Genomic DNA, 14,368 nt, shown 5'->3' on the forward strand with positions numbered 1-14,368 from the left:
ATAGAGGCATGATCGACATCACACCCGTTGACGGTGTCCCCAGCGATGCCCCGCTCCTTGAGGTCAAGGACCTCGCCGTAACGTTCAGCACTTCGTACGGCGATGTGATCGCCGTCGAAAATGCGAGCTTTACCCTGCGACGCGGGAAAACCCTCGCGATTGTTGGCGAGTCCGGTTCGGGAAAGTCGACGACGGCGATGTCCTGCATCGGCCTGCTGCCGTCCAATGGCAGGATTACCAGCGGCAGCATCCTGTTCGAAGGCCAGGACCTCGCCACCATTTCTGAAACGAAGATGCGCGCCATCCGCGGGCGGGCCATCGGGCTGGTCCCGCAGGACCCGATGTCGAACCTCAATCCGGTTACCAAGATCGGCACCCAGGTGGCCGAAACCCTGCTGGTCCACGGGATGGCGACCAAGAAGAACGTCAAGGAACGCGTCATCGAGGTCCTCACCGCCGCTGGACTGCCCGACGCCGGTGAACGGGCCAAACAGTATCCTCACGAGTTTTCGGGTGGCATGCGGCAGCGTGCCCTGATCGCGATCGGGATGGCCTGCCAGCCGCGGCTGCTCATCGCTGACGAACCGACCAGCGCACTGGATGTGACGGTGCAGCGGACCATTCTGGACCAGATCGATCTGATGACCGAACAGCTCGGAACATCGGTGCTGCTGATCACACACGACCTGGGGCTGGCCGCCGAACGCGCTTCGGATCTCGTGGTGATGCACCGCGGCCGGGTAGTTGAGGCCGGGCCGGCGCAGCAGCTTCTCAATGACCCCCAGCACCCGTACACCCAATCCCTCGTCCGCGCTGCGCCCAGCGTGGCAGCAGTCCGCCTCCAGCCGGGGACGTACCACGCCGACGCGGGGAAGCGGGCCCAGGCAGCAGAAGCGGTCTTCCTGGAACACCAGGCCCACGCCCCAGCGGCGCCGGCTGCCACTGATCCGGGCAAGAACATTGTCGAGATCAGGGACCTGACCAAGATCTACAAGCGTCGGGGCAGCTCGGACGACTTCTACGCGGCGAAGAACGTGACCCTTGATGTGCCACGGGGACAGACCGTCGCCATTGTGGGTGAGTCCGGTTCAGGGAAGACCACCACCGCGCGGATGCTCCTGAAGCTCATTGAGCCGACGTCGGGCACGATGACTTTCGACGGCATGGATGTTGGAACACTGAACAAAGCACAGCTGGCTGACTTCCGGCAGCGGGTTCAACCTGTGTTCCAGGACCCGTACTCGTCGCTGAATCCCATGTTCACGATTGAACGGATCATTGAGGAACCACTCAACGCCTACAAGCGGGGCTCCAAGAGTGAACGGCGGGCCAGGGTTCGCGAGCTGATGGACCAGGTGTCCCTGCCGCAGACCGCCCTGCGCCGGTACCCGTCGGAGCTTTCGGGCGGGCAACGCCAGCGGGTGGCTATCGCCCGGGCTTTGGCGCTGAAGCCCGAACTGATCATCTGCGACGAGCCGGTGTCCGCGCTGGACGTTCTGGTTCAGGCCCAGATCCTGAAGCTGCTCGGGGACCTACAGTCGGAGCTCGGTCTGAGCTACCTGTTCATCTCCCATGATCTCGCCGTGGTCCGTCTCATTTCCGACTACGTCTGCGTGATGAAGGACGGTGAGCTGGTCGAAGCCGCTAGTTCCGAGGAAGTTTTCCAGAATCCGCGCCACCCCTACACCCGGCAATTGCTTTCGGCGATCCCTGGCAACGAATTGAACATCGCCTAGAACCGCAGGCAGACAAGAAGATCCCGGCACCATCGGTGCCGGGATCTTCTTTACTCCAGTCGAAGCTGGCTACTTCTTGCGGGTCTTGGGATCGAGCGACTCCCGCAACGACTCGCCCAGCAGGGTGAAGCCCAGCGCCGTCACAGCGATACAGATACCCGGCAGGAACGCCAGCTGCGGCGAGTTGGCGAGCTCGGCCTGCGCATAGGTGAGCATCCGCCCCCACTCCGCGGTCTGCGGGCGCCCACCGCCCAGTCCAAGGAAGGACAGAGCAGCCGCGTCAATGACTGCTGTGGCAAGGGTCAGGGTCGCCTGGACGATAACCGGCCCAACACTGTTGGGCAGCAGGTGGCTCATGGTGATGGTGGACCGACTCAGACCCAACGTCTGGGCGGCAAGAATGTAGTCCGAGCCGCGTTGGGACAACATCGATGCTCGCAATAGGCGGGCGAAAATCGGCACCTGCGAGACACCGATCGCGATCATGACCGCGTAGGGCCCCTGACCCAGGATCGCTGCAATACTGACTGCCAGCAACAGGTTCGGCACCGAAAGAAGAATGTCGACGAACCGCATGATGAGGCTGTCCACCCAGCCGCCCAGTCCACCGGCGAGCAGGCCGAGGATCATGCCGCCGACCAGCCCTAGGGTGGTGGACACGACGCCGATCAACAGGGACGCCTGAGCACCCCAGATGAGCTTACTCAGTAGGTCCCCACCGAATCGGTCGAGACCGAGTGGGTAAGCGTCCAACTCCCCCGGCCCCGGGATGTTGGTGGGCGTGATCTCGGTACGTCCCGGTAGTTCATCGCCGCCGTAGGGAGCAAGGACCGGCGCCAGAATGGCCACCAGCAGGAACAAGCCCACAATGACGGCTCCGGCGATGGCCTGCGGGTTCTTCTTGAGCCGTCGGAAGGCGTCTTTCCAGAGTCCGGTTCCGGCTCCGTCGGGGATGCTCGGTTCGGTGGGCGCCGGCTCGTCACCGGCAGTTGGCGGCAATGTCGTACTCAACTCACACGCACCCTTGGGTCGATGATGCTGTAGGAAATGTCAACGATCAGGTTGATCACTGCGTACAGGATGGCAATGATGATGATGAACCCCTGGAGGACGGGGTAGTCGAGTCCGAAGATCGCATCACGCAAAAATCTGCCGATCCCGTTGAAAGCGAAGACCGTTTCGGTCAACACTGCCCCGGAAATCAGCAAGCCCACCTGCAGACCGATGGTGGTCACAACGGGAAGCATCGCGTTGCGGAGGATGAAGCGGTTCCGGATGGTCTTCTCAAGTAGGCCCTTGGCTCGGGCGGTGCGGACGTAGTCGGCATTCTGGACCTCAAGAACCGAAGCCCTGGTGATCCGTACGATGATGGCCAAGGGGATGGTGCCGAGCGCAATACCCGGCAGGATCAGGTGCTGGAACGCGTCCCAGGCTGCGTCCCACTCACCGGTGAGCATTCCGTCCAACACGTAGAAGTCTGTCACGTGGGTGGCGTCCATTCGCGGATCCTGGCGACCGTCCGGAGGAAGAATGGGCCATTGGATGGCAAACAGATACTTGAGGATGAACGCCAGGAAGAAGACGGGCACCGTGATACCGAGCAGGCTCAGCACTACCGAACCGTGGTCCACAAACCGCCCGTAGTAGCGGGCGGCCAGATAACCGAGGGGAATGCCGATGCCGATGGCGAAGATCAGAGCGACGACAGTGAGTTCGACGGTGCCGGGGAACCGGGTGGCGAACTCCTCCAGCACCGGACGGCCGGTGTTGATCGAGGTGCCGAAGTCACCCTGCAGGAGCTTGCCCATATAGGTGAAGTATTGAGAGACAATCGGCTCGTTGAAGCCGTAGAGCTCGTTCACCCGTTCCACCGCTTCAGGGGTGGCCCGCTCGCCCAGCAGGGCAGTGGCAGGGCCGCCGGGTAGATTGCGCACCCACAGGAACAACAGGATCGACAAGCCGATCAACGTGGGTACCAGCAGCGCGAGGCGCTTACCAATGACGCGTAGCACGGGGTCCTTTCAGGAACGGATCAAACACACAGGAATCAAACACTGTCCAACGAACAACAGGAGAGCCGGGCCGCGCAGGCCAGGCTCTCCTGTCATCTGATGTTGTTACTCGTTGAGTTCGATCATGTTGAAGACCTCGTCATTGACGGGGCTTGCCGGGTAGGACGTGACACGCTCGGCGAAGGCCAGTGACGGCGCGGGGTGAGCCAACGGGATCGCCGGGTTGAACTCGGCGATCTGCTCGTTGATTTCCTCGTACGCCGCTGTCTGCTCTTCACGGTCGGTCATGCCACGGGCTTCGTCCAACGCCGCGAACAGTTCGGGGTTGTCGAAGCCGAATTCGAGCTTCTCCTGGCCGAAGAAAACACCGATGAAGTTGTCAGTGTCGTTGTAGTCACCGGTCCAGCCGAGCAGGTGGATGCCATGGTCAGTTGTTCCCTGGATCTTGTCCAGGTAGTCAGGCGTCCAGACGTCAGGCGCTGGCGTTGCGGTGATACCCACGGCGGCCAACTGGTCGGTCAGGTTGGTGAAGACCTGCTCGGGGGTTGGCATGTACGGCCGGGATACGTTCGTCGGATAGTTGAATTGGACCTCGAAGCCGTCAGGGTAACCGGCTTCTTCCAACAGTTCCATGGCCCGTTCAGGATCATAGTCATAGGTGGTGACGTCTTCGTTGTAACCGTCAACGACGTCGGGGATGAACTGGGTGGCCAGCTGCGTTCCTTCAGGAAGCGTCTGGTCGATCAGTGCCTGCTTGTCGATGGCGTGGTGGATTGCTTCGCGTACCAGTGGATCGCTGAGCTCCTCCACCTCGTGGTTCAGACCCAGGTAGAGGATCGTGAAGGGATCGCGAGGCACAATCATGAAGCCTTCGCCCTCGAGGGTGGGGATATCGGCGGGCGAGACCAGGTCAAACCCGTCGACCGTGCCGGCCTGCAGGGCCTGCGTGCGCGCCTGTGGGTCGTCGATGACGCGGAAGATGATGGTTTCCACATCGCCCTGCTCACCCCAATAGTCCTCGTAGGTGGACAGCTGCAACTGCTCGCCCACCGACCAGGAATCGAACTTGAACGGCCCGGTACCCACGGGGTTACCCTCGGCGTAAGCGCTCAACGCTGGCGCTTCAGCTGAACCGCCAATGTCATCGGCGGCGAACTCCTCGAGCGCCGTCGGGCTCTGCATGGCGAACGCCGGCAGCGACAGTGCGGGGACGAAACCGGCGAACGGCTGCGCGAGCGTCACGGTCGCCTCAAGGTCACCGTTCACCTCACAGGATTCGTAGACCGCTGCGTCGGGCGAGTCAGCGAAGCCGCGGAACAGGTTGTTGTAGTAGTAGGACACCGAAGGCGCCTGGGCGACACCGGTCCAGTTGTACCAGCGGTCGAAGTTGAAGCAGACGGCTTCCGCGTTGAACTCGGTGCCATCGTGGAACGTGACGCCCTCCTTCAGCGCGAAGGTGGTGGAAAGGCCGTCTTCGGAGGTTTCCCAGGATTCGGCGAGCAGCGGAGCTGGATCGGCCGTGCCGGCCTCTACCCCGACGAGACCCTCAAACAATTGACGGCTGACCCGGAAGGTCTCGCCGTCACTGGCAAAGGCGGGGTCAAGGGACGCAGGATCCGACGACGCAGCAAAGACGAACGTCGAGTCGACGGTCGCTTCACCACCGTCGGCAGTGCCTTCATCCCGCTGGCTTTCGACGCAACCGGAAAGCAACAGCGCACCGATTGCCAATCCGGCCGTCACCACAGCTGCCCGCTTCTTTGCGGGGCGTGAGCTGCGCGGCGGTGTGGCGCTTTCTTGCATGTTGTGCTCCTCATGTACGAGTGGGGAGGCAGCGCACGTAACGTGATGCCCTGACGGCTTCGCCGGAGCGGAGCAATCTGTGGAACGAGCCTAACCCCGGGGATGTCCTCAGATGGGATTTACCTCACAGATGTGGTCACGATTTGGTCACGCGTTGTCGACTGGCCGTCCCCCTAAGAGCACGCTAGGGTGACGGTTGACCCATTGGTGTGGAGGGATTGGCATGGCTGAGCAACTCGACACGGCCGCGTGGTACCGGCGGTTCGCGCTCGTCGAAACCCGCGGATATTCCCCCACCTATGATGAGTGGTGCCCGGCGCCCTGGTGATGGACTGCGCTACCACCGGCCACCCGCCGCTGCCGACGTCGTTACCTCTCATCAGCTTCCGCGCCGTACTCGACCTGAATCCGTTCGACGTCGCAAAGGACGACGACGTCGCCTGGCTGGAAGCACTGATCTGGCCGGAACATGTGCGACGGCGGGACCGGCTCCGCGCCGCCGTCGCAGTAGCCCGCCGAGATCCGAAGGGTACGGGGTGTTGCCAGGAGTGGAGGGTGCGATGGCTAAGGCCGAGGTGGAGGTGGACCGGCTGTTTGTCCTCGCCCACAATGGGAGCCCGGCAGCACGCACTGGCGGACACGGGCAGACGCTCGACTGGCTTGGCTAAGGCCTAGCGGTTGTTGCATTGACCGGCTGACACCGTGTCAGTGAAGACGCTGGCCTGCTCGGCAATGGGCTGCAATTCTGCCAGGGTCAGCGCGTATCCCACCGGCGCATCCTGAGTGGACTTTGCGAAGATCACGCCGGTCACCCGCCCTTGCATGTCCAGCAGCGGCCCGCCCGAGTTACCCTGCTGAACATTCGCTGCCAGGCTGTACACGTTGACTGACGCCGGATCCGCGCCGTAAATGTTGGCGACCAGGACATCGCTGCGATTCTGGATGCTGGCGGGCTGGATTTGGAAGGGGCCACCGGCGGGGTAGCCAGCGAAAGCCGCAGTGTCCCCCGTGGCGAGATCCTCACCGAGGGGCAGGGGCGCACGGTCCAGACCGTCGACGGCGAGGACCGCGATGTCCCGAACGGCGTCGAAGTGGACGATACGGCCGGGCAGCGCTCCCCCACCGGGAATCTCCACCACCGGTTCGTTGACCCCCGCAACCACGTGGGCGTTGGTCACCACCCGCCCTGGAGCAATAATGAAGCCCGACCCGGTTTGGTTTTGGCCGCACTGGAACGCGGTACCAGCAATACGCAACACCGATTGGGAAGCCGACGCGAGCTCGGGGGTGTCGACGGCCGCCTCGGGGACTGGCAGGGGGGCAGCCGGTGCAACGCTTTCCAGAATAGTGGGGATCCCGTCGTCGACGGCGATGGTGCGCAACTGCGCCATCCACGTGCGAACCGGCGACGGCGTAAGGTTGTCGATTCCCCTGATCACCTGTGACGAGGCAATGGATTGGGACAGGAAGGGCATGCCGAGCGTGCCAATACTGAAGGCCAGCATGGACATCACCAGTGCAGCAACCACCACATTCACGACGCCGCCGAGCAGCCGGTCGACCATCCGGATCGGACGGAAATCGAGGGCACGGCGAATGGCTCCACCGAGCCGGGAGCCGAGGGCCTGGCCAAGGACCACCAGGACGAATGCTGTGAGGATGATGGCGGGAAGGCGCCAGGCGTCGTCCGGCACCCATTCGCTGACGAGAGGAATAGCGAAAAACGCAGCTATCGCTCCGGCAACGAAGCCCGCGATCCCGCCGAGGGTCACCAGGAACCCGTTGCGGAGACCGGCAACGAGATACCCGACCAGTGCCAGCACCAGCAGGATGTCCAAGATGGTGAAGTCCGGCACGTGCGCTCTCCCTGATCATCGGGAGGCGCGACGCCTCCGTTACCCGACTGAGTCTATCCGGCGGTACTGACAATCTCCTGAGCGCATGTTGAACCCCTTTTTTCAGGCCGTTGGGCGGGAAATCTGGGCGTTTCCGCCCAAATGGGAGGCAAATAGGCTATTCCGACGGCGAACACGCGTGTAGCAGGTGTCACAAGTTCGTTATGTACGGCAAGATGGAATGAGCCGACAATTTATCAGGAGATTTCATGGACATCGAGGTACTGCGCCGCGCGCCACTCTTCGCTTCGTTGGGCGACGACGTTTTCGCCGCACTCACCGACGAGCTGACCGAAGTGGATCTCTCCCGCGGGGCATCTGTCTTCCGCGAAGGAGATCAGGGCGACCAGCTGTATTTCATTGTGTCCGGCAAGATCAAGCTCGGTCGCACCGCGCAGGACGGCCGCGAGAACCTGCTGGCAATTCTTGGCCCGGGCGAGCTGTTCGGTGAGATGGCATTGTTCGATCCCAGCCCTCGAACGGCCACGGCCACCGCCGTTTCCGAGACGCGCCTCGCCGGATTGAAGAATGAGAACCTGCGGACCCTCCTGGAAACGCGTCCCGAGGTTTCGGCCCAGCTGCTGCAGGCCTTGGCCCGCCGGCTGCGCCGTACCAACGAGTCGCTGGCTGACCTGGTGTTCTCCGATGTCCCGGGCCGCGTTGCGAAGGCCCTGCTGGATCTGGCGGACCGGTTTGGCCGTCCGGCCACCGACGGCATCCTCGTTGCGCACGAGCTGACTCAGGAAGAGCTTGCCCAATTGGTCGGCGCTTCCCGTGAAACCGTCAATAAGGCTCTCGCGGAGTTCGTGCAGCGCGGGTGGCTGCGCCTTGAGGCGCGCGCCGTCGTCATCCTCGACATCCAGCGGTTGCGTCAGCGCAGCCGCTAGCATCACACCCTCATAAGTCCACGAAAAGACCGGGAGCACCACGCTCCCGGTCTTTTCTGTGTGGCCTTTTATTAGGTCGCGATGTGGACGCTCCCTTTTGCTGGAACAAAAGCCTTGGCTAGGGTTTCTACACAGCGTAGAATTCTTTCACGCATCGTGCGGAACGGGATGAATTCCATCATCTGCCGCCATGCAGGGGTTCACCTTCTGTGCAAAGGAGCACAACCATGATTCCTGATGACCTGACCCAGAGCCAGTTCGACACTGTCTACAACTTGCTCTCGCTGGTTATTGCTTCACAGCTATTCACGGCCGTTTTCCTCATCCTCGTTCTTCCCCGCGTCCTTCCCCGGTACCGGCAGGCACTTGTCATCGCAGCAATAGTCTGCGGCATTGCTGCCTACCACTACTTCCGGATCTTTGACTCGTTCAAGGAGGCATTCGTCACGGATGCTGTCGGCGGACGCGGGACGTACGCGCAAGCTGAGGGCGCGTCGTTCAACGAGGGGTACCGGTATGTGGACTGGCTACTGACGGTGCCACTGCTGCTGGTGGAACTCATCGCAGTTCTGGCCCTCGCCCGAAAAGTGCAAACCAGCCTGCTATGGAAACTGGTACCCGCTGCGACCCTGATGATCGTGCTCGGATACCCCGGAGAGATCAGTAGCTCAGACAGCGTAAGAGTCCTGTGGGGGATCCTCTCCACAATTCCCTTTATCTTCATCCTGTACGTATTGTTCGTCGAACTGACGAAATCGCTTGATCGCCAGCCTCCGCAGGTCCGGAAGCTCATCAGTCGCCTTCGGATCCTGCTTCTCGCGAGTTGGATCGTCTACCCGCTCGCATATGCGCTGCCGCTACTTGGCATCTCAGGCGCCGACGCATGGGTCCTGAAGCAAGGCGGGTACTCCATCGCTGATATTGCGGCTAAAGCAGTCTACGCACTGATTATTTATCGCATCGCGAGACTGAAGTCCTATGCTGACGACCCCGCCTTCGCGCGGATCGAGGAAGGACATGAGCCCTTTGAGGAATCGAAGGTATCCCGGAAGCCGCGCTAGGGCAGTTCGGCCCTGAGCCGACCAGGGGAGGGCGGTGATGGCCACGCTAACGACCGCGTTGGCCGGATCCGCCCTCGGTGGCCACCGAACAAGCGACCTCAAGCATTGGATCCGCCTCCTCGGAGGGTGTCATCAGATGCGGGTAATAAACCTTCATGGGCCGTTTGTGACTCAAATAAGCCACGCAACCCTTCGAAGACCCAATCTTCTCCAGGATCAGACGGACCGCTGGTACGGTCAGCTCATCCAGCGCACGGCCCACCGTGTTGGGCTGGCCCACTTCATCGCCCAATGTGGTGGCTTCGGCCTTCGCGACTTCCCTGGATGCGCAGCGCCATTCACCCCACAAACCCTTACTCGCGAGCGCCGTAGCTTCCTGGCCAGTCGGCTGGGCCGCCGCAAAATAGTGGGTGTCGAACCGGCGGTGAGCGTAATCGGGGCTGAGCCAGTGCGCAAGCGGTTTCAGCAAGTCGGTGCGGAGCCCCAGTCCCCGGCGGGCCAGGATGTCCGAGAATGACCGTTCCTGGGTGGCAATGTCTTCACGGGCCTTCATCCACTCAGGGTTCCTACTGCCGTCGACGAGGGACACGGCATCCGGTCCAGCCAGCAGCACACCGGTCTCCTCGAACAGTTCGCGGATGGCTCCGACCACGTGGCGCCGCGCCACAAACAGGTCATCGATCCCCATCGCCTTTGCCCACTGGGCAGGGGTGGGCCCAAACCAGACGACGTCGTCGTCGTCGGACTCCTCGATGCTGCCGCCGGGAAACGCGACGATCCCCAGTGGGGATTCGCCACGCCGGTATGAAAGGTAAGTTTCAGTCCCCGGAGGGGCATCGCGGATCAAGACCACCGACGACGCCAGGCGGGGTTTGACCGGCGTCCGCTCGCCGTGTTCGACCCAGCTTCGCGCTGCGCCCAACTGGTCTTCGGGAACTGGAAAAAGGCGGTTACTAATGTGGCCCACAGGAATCAGACAAACTCCGCGATAATCTCGACTTCCACCGGCGCATCGCGGGGAAGCACTGCGACGCCGACGGCGGAGCGAGCATGAGCACCGGCGTCGCCGAGCACCTGCCCCAGCAGATCGGACGCACCGTTAATAACCTGAGGCTGGCCCGTGAAGCTGGGATCGGAGGCGACAAACCCGACCACCTTCACGATCCGGCTAATCCGGTCCAGATCCCCGATCTGGGACTTGATCGCGGCCAAGGCGTTCACCGCGCAGGTCGCTGCGTACTCTTTCGCAGCCTCCGGCGTCACCTCGGCACCAACCTTGCCCAAAGCTGGGAGTTCACCGTTAATAAGCGGTAGCTGCCCGGCGGTGAAAACATAGTTGCCCGTCACCACTGCCGGGACGTACGAAGCCAGTGGCTGCACGACGTCCGGGAGAGTGATTCCGAGATCCAGCAGCCGCTGTTCGACAGCTGATGTTGGGTTGTCGGTGCTGGTCACGACTGGTTCTTCTCTCGTTTCAGATAGGCGACGAGGCCTTTGCCGTCCGGTCCGGGAACTACCTGCACCAGTTCCCAGCCGTCCTCTCCCCACTGGTCCAGAATCTGCTTCGTGGCGTGGATGATGAGCGGAATTGTGGAGTACTCCCATTTGGTCATGGTTCACAGACTAGCGCGTGCTTGTAAACTGGAGTAATGGCTGCTCGTAAATCACCGATCTTTGACACAGCAACCACCCTGGGGAAGATGATTGCGTTTCTCGGAATCAGTGCTTTGAGCGGGGTGCTTGCTGCGGGTCTACTGGTCCCAGTTGCTGCGGCAGCGGGTACCGGTGCTTCCGCCTCGATTCAGTTCTTCGAAGAGCTGCCGGCGGAACTCGAGCGTGGGGCGCTGGCCCAGCCATCGAGGATTCTCGCTTCGGACGGGACGCTGATCGCCACCCTGTATGAGGAGAACCGGCAGCCAGTCACCCTCGACCAGGTTTCCCCCAACATGGTGAACGCCCTCCTCGCCATCGAAGACGCCCGGTTCTACGAGCACGGCGGCGTGGACCTGCAGGGCATCATGAGCGCCGTCGTGAGCAACGTCAGCAGCGACACCACCCGCGGCGCCTCCACCATCACCCAGCAGTACGTCAACAACGTCCTGATTGATGCCAGCCTGCAGAGCGGTGACGGATCGGTCACTTTCAGCGGCGGCAAGACTCTTGGCGACAAGCTCCGCGAAGCAAAACTGGCCATCGCCGTCGAAAAGGAGCTCAGCAAGGACGAAATCCTTGAGGGCTACATGAACATTGTGCCGTTCACCGGCACCACCTATGGCGTGCAGGCAGCATCGAGATACTTCTTCAACGTCGAGGCAGCTGATTTGAACATCCAGCAGGCGGCCCTCCTCGCAGGCGTGGTCAATGGACCCACCTTCTACAGTCCGGAACTCAACCCGGAGCGCTCCCTGGAGCGCCGCAACTTGGTGCTTGGCGCCATGCTGTCGAACAGCCACATCACCCAGGAAGAGTACGACGCCGCCGTCGCCACCGACCTCGGGTTGGACATCACCCCCACGCTGAGCGGCTGTGTCGGCGCGGAGCAGGCACCGTACTTCTGCGACTACGTCACGCATCTGATCCTGAACGATCCCGCCTACGGCGAATCCCTTGAAGCACGCCAGGACACCCTGTACCGCGCGGGGCTGACGATCACGACGACGCTCGATCCGGCGGCGCAGACTGCTGCCCAGACAGCCATCAATGAAACCGCTGGCCGCGAGACCACCGACCCCTCGGTAGGACACTCGATGGTCAGCATGGAACCCGGAACCGGCGACATCCTGGTGATGGCACAGAACACCAGGTACATGCCTGGCACCGAGCCGGGCGATTCGGTGCTGAACTTCAATGTTGATCAGTACAGCGGCGGAGACCCCAACCAGCCCTTGGGCGGTGTGGGAGGATTCCAGCCCGGATCGACCTTCAAGCCCTTCACTGTCGCTGCCTGGCTCGAAGACGGCCGGGCGTTGAACACCACCATCGACGGCCGCAAGAGGATCTACCCCCAGTTCGATGAGTGGGAGGCAAGCTGCTATCCCGACGGAAAGTACGTCCTGCCTGATGAGGACGGGTACGAACCGCAGAACTACGGGGACATCAACTACGGCAGCTACACCGTCCTTGAAGGACTGGCCCAGTCGTACAACACCATCACCATGGAGACGGCACGTCAGATCGATCTCTGCATGCCGTTCCAGATTGCCGCGGATCTAGGTATCCACGATGGAAAGAGCGCCGACGGGGATTACACACCGTTGACAGTGTCACCTTCAGCCCTTATTGGCGGCGGAACTGAGGTTTCACCGCTCTCGATGGCCACCGCGTACGCGGCATTGGGGGCCGAGGGGATGACCTGTGAGCCGCGGGCGCTCACTGAAGTGGTAGCCGTTGACGGCACCAGCTTCCCCGTTCCTGAAGCGGCCTGCGAACAGGCGATTCCCGAGGAATTGGCTCGCGGAGTGAACTACGCCACCGAGGCTGTCATGGAGCGAGGCTCGGGTCAGCTCCTGGAGTTCGGGGACATTCCCATGGCCGGCAAGACAGGAACCAACGATGCCCGGTCCCAGACCTGGTTCATGGGGTACAACTCGGGCATGGCAACTGCCACCTGGCTGGGTAACTGGAAGGCGAACAGCGTCAGCTTGGGCGAATTGCAGATCGGCGGCCAGATTTACCCCGAAATTGATGGTTCGTTCATTGCGGCTCCGTCCTGGGAGCGGTTTATGCAGCAGATACCTGGGCTGCACTCGGGAGAACCCTTCACCGACCCCCCGCAGCGGATGCTCAACGCGCAGCGTCCCACCATTCAGACCCAGCCAGGCAACGGCAACCAGACCGGGAGGCCCGGGGATAACCAGGGCAGTCCAGGGAACAGCGGCCCTCCTGCTGATCCCCCACCGGGAAACAGCCCAGAGGACCCAGACAACAACGAAGACGAAGGCTAACCCTTGGGTTCATCGAAGCTGCTCGACGCCACTACTATCGCGTTGGGAGGAACCGCAGCGGTCGCCGTAGCTGGCCTCGGGTACGCCTCCCTAGTGGAACGGAACCTGTTCCAGCTGCGGGAGGAGACCCTGCCGATCCTTCCGCCGGGCAGCCGCCCGCTGAGGGTCCTGCACCTTTCCGACATTCACATGGCGCCCCGGCAGGCCGCCAAGACCTGGTGGCTGCAGGGACTGGCCCGGCTGGAACCGGACCTGGTGGTGAACACCGGCGACAACCTCAGCCACCACAAGGGTGTCGAGCCGCTGCTTGAGGCGCTCGGCCCGCTAATGCAGTTTCCCGGCGTGTTTGTGCCCGGGTCCAACGACTATTTTGCGCCAGTGTTGAACAACCCGCTGCGGTATTTCTCTGGCCCGTCGAAGCACCGCACCGGGCGGGAGCCGAAGGCACTCCCCTGGGCGGAGCTGTTCAGGAGCTTCGGGAACGCAGGCTGGATCGACCTGTCCAACCGGTCGCAGTCGGTGGCCATGGGCAACCTCCGGCTCGACTTCACCGGGGTCGACGACCCACACATCGATCGCGACTCCTACGCCGGCTACCCGGCGGGCAGCAGCACTTCTTCCGACGCGCGGCACCTGAAGATCGCCGTCGCGCACGCCCCCTATCAGCGGGTGCTGGACTACTTCACCGACGGCGGCGCGCACCTGATTCTCGCCGGCCATACCCATGGCGGGCAGGTCTGCATTCCGGGCTACGGCGCCCTGATCACCAACTGCGACCTCCCCACCTGGCGAGCCCGCGGCCTGACTGACTGGGAGCACAAGGGACGCAGCATACCGCTGAACGTGTCAGCGGGAATCGGGACGTCGCGGTTCGCGCCGGTCCGCTTTGCCTGCCGACCCGAAGCAGTGCTGCTGACCCTCACCGAACGGTAGTTTGGGGCCGCTGACGCAGCGGCAAAGCTCTGACATAGGATAGTTGCTACGGGACACGAAATGTCCCTTCCGGGTAGATCCGCCTCTGAAATGTCAA

The 14,368-nt window shown here is 62.3% G+C and carries 12 protein-coding genes and 1 pseudogene; 6 read left to right on the forward strand and 7 right to left on the reverse strand.

Features of this window, described 5'->3' with window-relative positions; genetic code table 11:
* Positions 1-8 precede the first annotated feature (8 nt).
* Positions 9-1,736 carry a dipeptide ABC transporter ATP-binding protein gene (locus ACX80T_RS05790; RefSeq protein ID WP_459303940.1) on the forward strand — a complete coding sequence of 576 codons (1,728 nt, stop codon included), beginning with the start codon at positions 9-11 and terminating at the stop codon, positions 1,734-1,736.
* A 69-nt stretch (positions 1,737-1,805) separates the two neighbouring features.
* On the opposite strand, the gene ACX80T_RS05795 is transcribed toward ACX80T_RS05790, so the two are convergent.
* The 3 genes from ACX80T_RS05795 to ACX80T_RS05805 form a co-directional block, all read right to left on the reverse strand.
* Positions 1,806-2,747 carry an ABC transporter permease gene (locus ACX80T_RS05795; RefSeq protein WP_051317708.1) on the reverse strand — a complete coding sequence of 314 codons (942 nt, stop codon included), beginning with the start codon at positions 2,745-2,747 and terminating at the stop codon, positions 1,806-1,808.
* Positions 2,744-3,748: an ABC transporter permease gene (locus ACX80T_RS05800; RefSeq protein WP_024477236.1), complete on the reverse strand. Its 1,005-nt coding sequence runs from the start codon at positions 3,746-3,748 to the stop codon at positions 2,744-2,746. The genes ACX80T_RS05795 and ACX80T_RS05800 overlap by 4 nt, the downstream gene beginning before the upstream one ends.
* 105 nt (positions 3,749-3,853) lie before the next feature.
* Positions 3,854-5,551: an ABC transporter substrate-binding protein gene (locus ACX80T_RS05805; RefSeq protein WP_459303941.1), complete on the reverse strand. Its 1,698-nt coding sequence runs from the start codon at positions 5,549-5,551 to the stop codon at positions 3,854-3,856.
* A 327-nt stretch (positions 5,552-5,878) separates the two neighbouring features.
* Here ACX80T_RS05805 and ACX80T_RS05810 point away from each other — a divergent pair.
* A pseudogene (locus ACX80T_RS05810) lies at positions 5,879-6,016 on the forward strand (DUF2332 family protein); the annotation flags it as partial.
* 206 nt (positions 6,017-6,222) lie between these two features.
* On the opposite strand, the gene ACX80T_RS05815 reads toward ACX80T_RS05810, so the two are convergent.
* The gene (locus ACX80T_RS05815) at positions 6,223-7,407 is read right to left on the reverse strand and encodes a MarP family serine protease (protein ID WP_019483149.1); all 1,185 of its coding nucleotides are present in this window, start codon (positions 7,405-7,407) and stop codon (positions 6,223-6,225) included.
* Positions 7,408-7,655: 248 nt separating this feature from the next.
* Between ACX80T_RS05815 and ACX80T_RS05820 the strand changes: the two genes are divergently transcribed.
* Both ACX80T_RS05820 and ACX80T_RS05825 read left to right on the forward strand, forming a co-directional pair.
* Positions 7,656-8,333, forward strand: coding sequence for a Crp/Fnr family transcriptional regulator (locus ACX80T_RS05820; protein ID WP_019483148.1), 678 nt, complete (start codon positions 7,656-7,658; stop codon positions 8,331-8,333).
* Positions 8,334-8,560: 227 nt separating this feature from the next.
* A complete protein-coding gene (locus ACX80T_RS05825) occupies positions 8,561-9,394 on the forward strand; it encodes a bacteriorhodopsin-like (RefSeq protein WP_019483147.1) in 834 nt (277 codons plus the stop codon).
* 46 nt (positions 9,395-9,440) lie between these two features.
* On the opposite strand, the gene ACX80T_RS05830 is transcribed toward ACX80T_RS05825, so the two are convergent.
* From ACX80T_RS05830 to ACX80T_RS05840, 3 genes are read right to left on the reverse strand one after another with little or no spacing between them, the layout of a single operon-like run.
* Positions 9,441-10,361: an NUDIX hydrolase gene (locus tag ACX80T_RS05830; protein ID WP_019483146.1), complete on the reverse strand. Its 921-nt coding sequence runs from the start codon at positions 10,359-10,361 to the stop codon at positions 9,441-9,443.
* 5 nt (positions 10,362-10,366) lie between these two features.
* On the reverse strand, positions 10,367-10,849 hold the full coding sequence (locus ACX80T_RS05835) for a RidA family protein (protein WP_019483145.1): 483 nt from the start codon (positions 10,847-10,849) through the stop codon (positions 10,367-10,369).
* Complete coding sequence (locus ACX80T_RS05840; RefSeq protein ID WP_019483144.1) at positions 10,846-11,007, reverse strand: DUF4177 domain-containing protein; 162 nt, start codon at positions 11,005-11,007, stop codon at positions 10,846-10,848. Before ACX80T_RS05840 ends, ACX80T_RS05835 begins: the two co-directional genes overlap by 4 nt.
* A gap of 36 nt (positions 11,008-11,043) precedes the next feature.
* On the opposite strand from ACX80T_RS05840, the gene ACX80T_RS05845 reads away from it, so the two are divergent.
* Positions 11,044-13,338 carry a transglycosylase domain-containing protein gene (locus ACX80T_RS05845; RefSeq protein WP_019483143.1) on the forward strand — a complete coding sequence of 765 codons (2,295 nt, stop codon included), beginning with the start codon at positions 11,044-11,046 and terminating at the stop codon, positions 13,336-13,338.
* Between the two features lie 3 nt (positions 13,339-13,341).
* A complete protein-coding gene (locus ACX80T_RS05850; RefSeq protein ID WP_019483142.1) occupies positions 13,342-14,271 on the forward strand; it encodes a metallophosphoesterase in 930 nt (309 codons plus the stop codon).
* Positions 14,272-14,368 lie beyond the last annotated feature (97 nt).

Source organism: Arthrobacter sp. Sr33 (genome assembly GCF_054511195.1).